6 protein-coding genes are annotated in these 5,915 nt (G+C 65.6%); all 6 read right to left on the minus strand.

The window, feature by feature from the left end:
* Nucleotides 1-1,105 (minus strand): VWA domain-containing protein (locus tag EN994_RS14530; protein ID WP_127307609.1); only part of this gene is annotated, 1,105 nt, incomplete at its 3' end.
* Between the two features lie 199 nt (nt 1,106-1,304).
* On the minus strand, nt 1,305-2,186 hold the full coding sequence (locus EN994_RS14540; RefSeq protein WP_127307610.1) for a MoxR family ATPase: 882 nt from the start codon (nt 2,184-2,186) through the stop codon (nt 1,305-1,307).
* Nucleotides 2,187-2,194: 8 nt separating this feature from the next.
* Nucleotides 2,195-3,199: a molybdopterin cofactor-binding domain-containing protein gene (locus EN994_RS36730; RefSeq protein WP_063168525.1), complete on the minus strand. Its 1,005-nt coding sequence runs from the start codon at nt 3,197-3,199 to the stop codon at nt 2,195-2,197.
* 1 nt (nt 3,200) lies between these two features.
* Complete coding sequence (locus EN994_RS36735; protein ID WP_063168524.1) at nt 3,201-4,568, minus strand: xanthine dehydrogenase family protein molybdopterin-binding subunit; 1,368 nt, start codon at nt 4,566-4,568, stop codon at nt 3,201-3,203.
* 13 nt (nt 4,569-4,581) lie between these two features.
* The gene (locus EN994_RS14555) at nt 4,582-5,064 is read right to left on the minus strand and encodes a (2Fe-2S)-binding protein (RefSeq protein WP_063168523.1); all 483 of its coding nucleotides are present in this window, start codon (nt 5,062-5,064) and stop codon (nt 4,582-4,584) included.
* Between the two features lie 59 nt (nt 5,065-5,123).
* A partial coding sequence (locus EN994_RS14560; protein ID WP_206530406.1) for an FAD binding domain-containing protein occupies nt 5,124-5,915 on the minus strand: 792 nt, incomplete at its 5' end.

The following is a 5,915-nucleotide window of genomic DNA, read 5'->3' on the forward strand; positions in this document are numbered from 1 at the left end:
CCGGAGCAGGGCGGGCGAGCGACAGGATGAAATCGGTGAGACCGGCAAGCGACGAGCCGTCGACGAGATCGTCGAGGTCAGGCAGGATGGCGCGAAGTGCCGCCGTTGCCGGCCGGAAGCGCGGGTCGCCGGCCAAAGGTGTGGCCAGCGACAGCCGGAAGGCGCGGGCGCTCAGCCGCCGCATGGCTGTCTCCAACTCGGCATGATCGCCGCGTTCCAGCGCGTCGGATAGGATGACGATAGCGGCACCGCGTGCAAAGGCTGAAAAGCGCGGCACCGAGAGGAAGGCGAGCAGCGTCGGCCCCATGCGGGTGCCGCCGTCCCAATCGTCGACCTGGACAGCGGCGCGGGCCAATGCCTGGTCGCCGTCGCGGATGCGCAATGCCGTGGTGATGCGGGTCAGCCGCGTGCCGAAGGTGAAAATCTCGGCACGGTCCGCGCCTTGCACGGCGGCATGCGCCAGCTTGAGATAGTCTGCGGTGTGCAGCTTCATCGAGCCGGAAACGTCGATCAGCAGCAGCAGCTTGCGCGGCACGGTCTGGCGGCGGCGCAGCAGCGGCGAGGGCACGTCGCCATCGGCGCTGACGATTTCCCGCAGCGACCGGCGCAGATCGAGCTTGCCGCGCGAATGCGTGCGCACGGTGCGGAACGAGCGGCGGGCGGGCAAGGCTGAAGCGAGCCTGCGGCGGAAAGCGGCAAGGTTGTCGTCGTCGCGCTTGAAATCGCGGGTACTCAGTTGTTCGGCGCCGGAAGAGAGTTCGCCACCTTCCTGATGGCTGATGACCTCGATCTCTTCCTGGCTCGCACCGCCATCATCCTTGATGCGGGTTTCCTCGTCGGCGTCGCCTTCGACCACGGCGGACCTGTTGCCATAGAAATGGCTCTGGAAATGCGCTTCGAATTCGTCGCGGCGGTCGGGCGGCGGCGCCAGGGTGGCGAGGGCCGCCTCGCGGATGTCGGCCATCGAGCGTGGACCGAGCAACGTCACCGCCTGCATGAAGCCGGAGACTTGCTCGGGGGCTATGGCAAAGCCGTAGCGGCGCAAGAGCCTGGCAAAACCCAGGAATGGCGAGGCGGCGCGGGGGAAGCTTGTTTCCCGCATCATTCTGTGTCGCCCCCCTCTGTCCTGCCGGACATCTCCCCCTCAAGGGGGGAGATTGGCAGCTTCGGCGCTTCGCTCTGTTCGGCGACGTCAGCGATTAGCGAAAGCGGGGATGACATCCGATCTCCCCCCTTGAGGGGGAGATGTCCGGCAGGACAGAGGGGGGCGCTGTCCCGCCAGCCTTGCGAAATGACCTCCCGCGTCACGCCAGCGCCTCCTCGACGATCCGGCCAAGCTCCGGTGCGATGTAGGAAAGGTCTTCCTCGTCCTTGATCAGCACGCCGATGGCGCGGCGGAAGGCTTCCGGCCACGGGCTGCCGCCCTTCTCCAGGATGGTGGCGGCATTGGCCCATTCGACGGCCTCGGCGATACCCGGCGGCTTGGCCAGCGGCCGGGCGCGGATGGTCTGCACGGCCGCCGCCACCGCGCGCGCCGTTACCTCGGCCACATCGCCGGCGCGCAGCATGATGATGGCGGCCTCGCGCTCGGCGTCGGGATAGCCGATCCAGTGGTAGACGCAGCGGCGGCGCAGTGCCTCGGCAAGCTCGCGGGTGCGGTTCGAGGTCAGGATGACGATCGGCTGTGCCGTGGCGCGGACGGTACCGCGTTCGGGAATGCTGATCTGGAAATCGGAGAGGAATTCCAGAAGCAGCGCCTCGAATTCATGATCCGAGCGGTCGATCTCGTCGACCAGCAGCACGCGCTGTTCCGGCGCCTTCAGCACCTGCAGCAGCGGCCGGGCGATCAGGAAACGGTCTTCGTAGATGTCGATCTCGTGCTCGCCGGCGTGGCGAATGGCGAGCAGCTGGCGTTGATAATTCCATTCGTAGAGCGCGTGCGCAGCGTCGATGCCTTCATAGCAGTGCAGCCGCACCAGATCGCGGCCGAGCAGCGCGGCGATCGCCTTGGCCGCTTCCGTCTTGCCGACGCCTGGTGCGCCTTCGAGCAGCAGCGGCTTCCCCAGCCGGATCGCCAGGAAGATCGCGGTCGCAAGACTGTCGTCGGCCAGATAGCGCGAGGCGGCAAGATGCTGCGCCACCGCCTCCGGCGAGGTCGCTGATGTCTCGGCGCTTGTCCCGGTCATTTCGGCCCTCAGTTCGCCGCTTGCGCCTTCAGCGCGCGCAGGATGCGCTCCGGCGTGATCGGCAGCGTGTCGATGCGCACGCCGACGGCGTCGAAGACGGCATTGGCGACCGCCGGGATCTGCGGGTTGGCGCACATTTCGCCCGGCCCCTTGGCACCGTATGGCCCGTCCGCCGATGGACGCTCCAGCACGATGATCTCGGTCTCGGCGAGGTCGCCGGGGCCGGGCATCAGATACTGGTTGAAGTCCGTGCCGCCATGGTCGCGGTTGGGATAATAGGGCTCGGTCGTCTCGTAGAGCGCATGGCTGATGCCCATCCACGAACCGCCGACCAGTTGCTGTTCGACCATTTTCGGGTTCAGCGCGCGGCCGATCTCGAAGACGTTCTTCACAGTCAGCACGGTGACCGCGCCGGTCTCGTCGTCGACCTCGACCTCGGCCACGGTGCAGGCATGCGCGTAGCAGGTCGATGGCTTCATCGCGCCAGTCTCTTTCTCCGGATAAGAGCGCGGAATCAGGAACATGCCGCGGCCCGAGATCGAGCGACCGCGCTTGAAATGCGCCGACAGCGCGACATCGAAGATCGAGATCGATTTTTGCGGCGCGCCTTTGACCAGTATGTTGCCCTGGCCGTCGGTCTCGAGGTCGGAGGCGTTCACCTCCAGTTCCTCGGCGGCCACTTCCAGCATCACCTGCCGCGCTTCCCTTGCCGCCTGGATGACGGCGTTGCCGGCGCGGTGCGTACCGCGCGAGGCGAAGGTGCCCATGCAGTGCGGGCCGGTGTCGGTGTCGGCGGTGTCGACGACGACGCGGTCTGTCGGCACGCCGATGGTCTCGGCGCAGATCTGCGCCATGATCTGCTTCATGCCCTGGCCGAGATCGACGGAGGACAATGTCACCATGAAATTGCCTGTTGGCGTCGAGTGCACCAGTGCCTGCGTCGGGTCACCGCCGAGGTTCATACCGGTGGGATAGTTGATCGCGGCAACGCCGCGCCCACGCCTGATCGCCATCTCAAGCTCCCTTCGTATAGGAGGACATCGCCAGGTACTTTTCCGCCACCGGCCAGTTGGCGGCGCGCGAGGCTTCCTGCATGCATTCGATCAGCGCGGCGCCCTCTGTCGGCTGGCGGTGCGCTTTCATATCACCGTCGCGATAGGCGTTGATGAAGCGGAATTCGAGCGGGTCCATGCCGATCAGGCGCGCCAGCTTGTCCATCTGCACCTCCAGCGCGAAATCGCCGATGGTGACGCCGAAGCCGCGCATGGCCGACGACGGCGTGCGGTTGGTGTAGACGCAATAGGTGTCGATCCAGACGTTCGGAATAGTGTAGGGGCCGGGATAATGCCCCGCGCCCTTCTGCGCGCCGTAGGGCGAGTGGCGCGAATAGGCGCCGGCATCGGTGTATCCGGTGACCTTGCGCGCGACGATGCGGCCATCTTTCATGACGCCGTCCTTGATGACGACCTTTTCAGCGGCGCGCGGCGACGAGATCTGCATCTCCTCCTCGCGGCTGTAGATAAAACAGACTGGTCGTCCTGTTAGTTTTGCGCCGAGGATGGCGATCGGCTCGACGATGACGTCGACCTTGCCGCCAAAACCGCCACCGACTGTGCCGCCGACGAAATGCAATTTGCTGCCCGGCATCTGCAGGATGATCGAGGTGTTGTCGAGCGTGAAGAACATCGCCTGCGTGTTGGTATAGCAGGTGAAGCGGTCATTGCCCTCGGGCGCCACCACGCAGCCGGTGGTCTCGGTCGGCGCGTGCTCGATCGGCGAAGACTGGTAGCTCTGCTCCAGTATGTGGTCGGCGCCGGCGAAGCCCGCCTCGACATCGCCGAAGCGCACCTTGCGGCACTCGCCGCTATCATAGAGGTAATAATTCTGGCCGTGATATTCGTTGACCAGCGGCGCGTCGGGTTTCAGCGCCTCTTCCATGTCGAAGACGGCCGGCAGCACCTCATAGTCGACCTTGACCTTGGCTGCGGCCTCTTGTGCCGCGCGCTCGGTTTCGGCCAGCACCGCCACCACGGCCTCGCCCTTCCAGCGCACCTTGCCGTCGGCAAGCACCGTCTCGTCCTCCGGCCCGATCTGGATCAGGATCAGGATGGTGTAGACATTGTGCGGTACGTCCTTGGCGGTCAGAATTTTCACCACGCCCGGATGTTTTTCCGCCTCTGAGGTGTCGATCGAACCGATGCGGGCATGGTGATGCGGGCTGCGCACCATCTTCAGGTGCAGCATGCCGGGAAAGTTGCGGTCGGCGAAAAAGGCGGTCTTGCCGGTGACATGGCCGGGCGAATCCGAGCGCGGCCGGGGCTGGCCGATCTCGTGCAGATCGTCCTTGCGGACATCGGCGAAGTAGTTCTTGCGCAGTTCCATTGTTTTGGACCCTTCAGGCCGCGTTCTGCGAATTGGCGCGGGCGGCGGTCAGCACCGCCTGGATGATCGGCTCGTAACCGGTGCAGCGGCAGATGTTGCCCGACAGCGCCTCGACCACCTCGTCGCGGCTGGGATTGGGCGTGTGGTCGAGCAGCACCTTGGCCGCCATGATCATGCCCGGCGTGCAGAAGCCGCATTGCGTGGCGAACGTGTCGAGAAAGGCGCGCTGCAGCGGGTGCAGCACGCCGCTTTCCGAAAGCCCTGATGTCGTGCTGATGACGGCGCCATTGCAGGTCTCGGCCAACGTCAGGCAGGAGAGCCGGAGTTCGCCGTCTATGATGACAGAACAGGCGCCGCAGGTGCCCTGATGACAGCCGCCCTTCGGCGAGGTGTCGCCGATCTTGTCGCGCAGCGCCTGAAGCAGCGTCGTGCCGCTGTCGATGAATTCGGCCTTTTCCGAGCCGTTGAGCGTGAATTGAACCGGAACCTTTGCCATGTTTTCCTCCCAGCGCGCCTGCCCGAACCAGCGGACAGACGCGCGCCCCCGAACAAATATTATGCGAGCAGCAACCGCCCGAGATGAACCGGCAGGACTTCGGCGCGATACCAGGCGCTGGCGATCGGGTCGGTGATGGGCGAGGTGCCATCACCGGCCGCGGCCAAGGCCGGCGCGATGCCGTCAGCGGTTAGCGTTCGGCCGATCAGCGCTTTTTCCGCCGCCCTGGCGCGCATGGGCCGATCCGCCATGCAGCCGAGTGCGATCCGCGCCGAGGTCACCGAGCCATCCGACGACAGTTCCAGAGCACCGGCTATGCTGAGCACGGAGACGCCCTTGGGCTTGACCCTCGACACTTTCAGGAAGCGGAAACTGTCGGCCTTCGGAAGCGTGAAGCTCACGGAAGTGACGACGACGCGGCTGCCGCCCCGATTGGCCAGAAAAGTCTCGATCGGCGTTTCACCGTCATCGGTGCTGACCGTCGCATCGAGCGCCAGCAGGGCAACAGCGAAATCGCCATACGGGCTCGGGGCAAAAAGATTGCCGCCGACGGTCGCCATGTTGCGGATGGCCGGGCCTCCGACGGCACGGGCGGCCTTGGCGAGCGTGCCGAGCCCCGGATGGCCGGCGATCGCCGCCATGGTCACCGAAGCGCCGATGCAGACTTTATCGCCGGCAACGGCGATGGTGGACAGGGACGGCTCGGTCGACCTGATAAGGCCGGAAACCGAAACGTCGCCTTCATTGGCCGCGCGGACGACCAGCGTGCCGCCACCGAGATAGCGGGTGCCGGCCGCCTTCAGTGCCGCGTTCGCGTCTTTCACCGTTGCAAAAGTCTGCAGTGCCAGCGC

It is taken from the genome of Mesorhizobium sp. M7A.F.Ca.CA.002.09.1.1 (genome assembly GCF_003998555.1).
Taxonomy (GTDB): domain Bacteria; phylum Pseudomonadota; class Alphaproteobacteria; order Rhizobiales; family Rhizobiaceae; genus Mesorhizobium; species Mesorhizobium ciceri.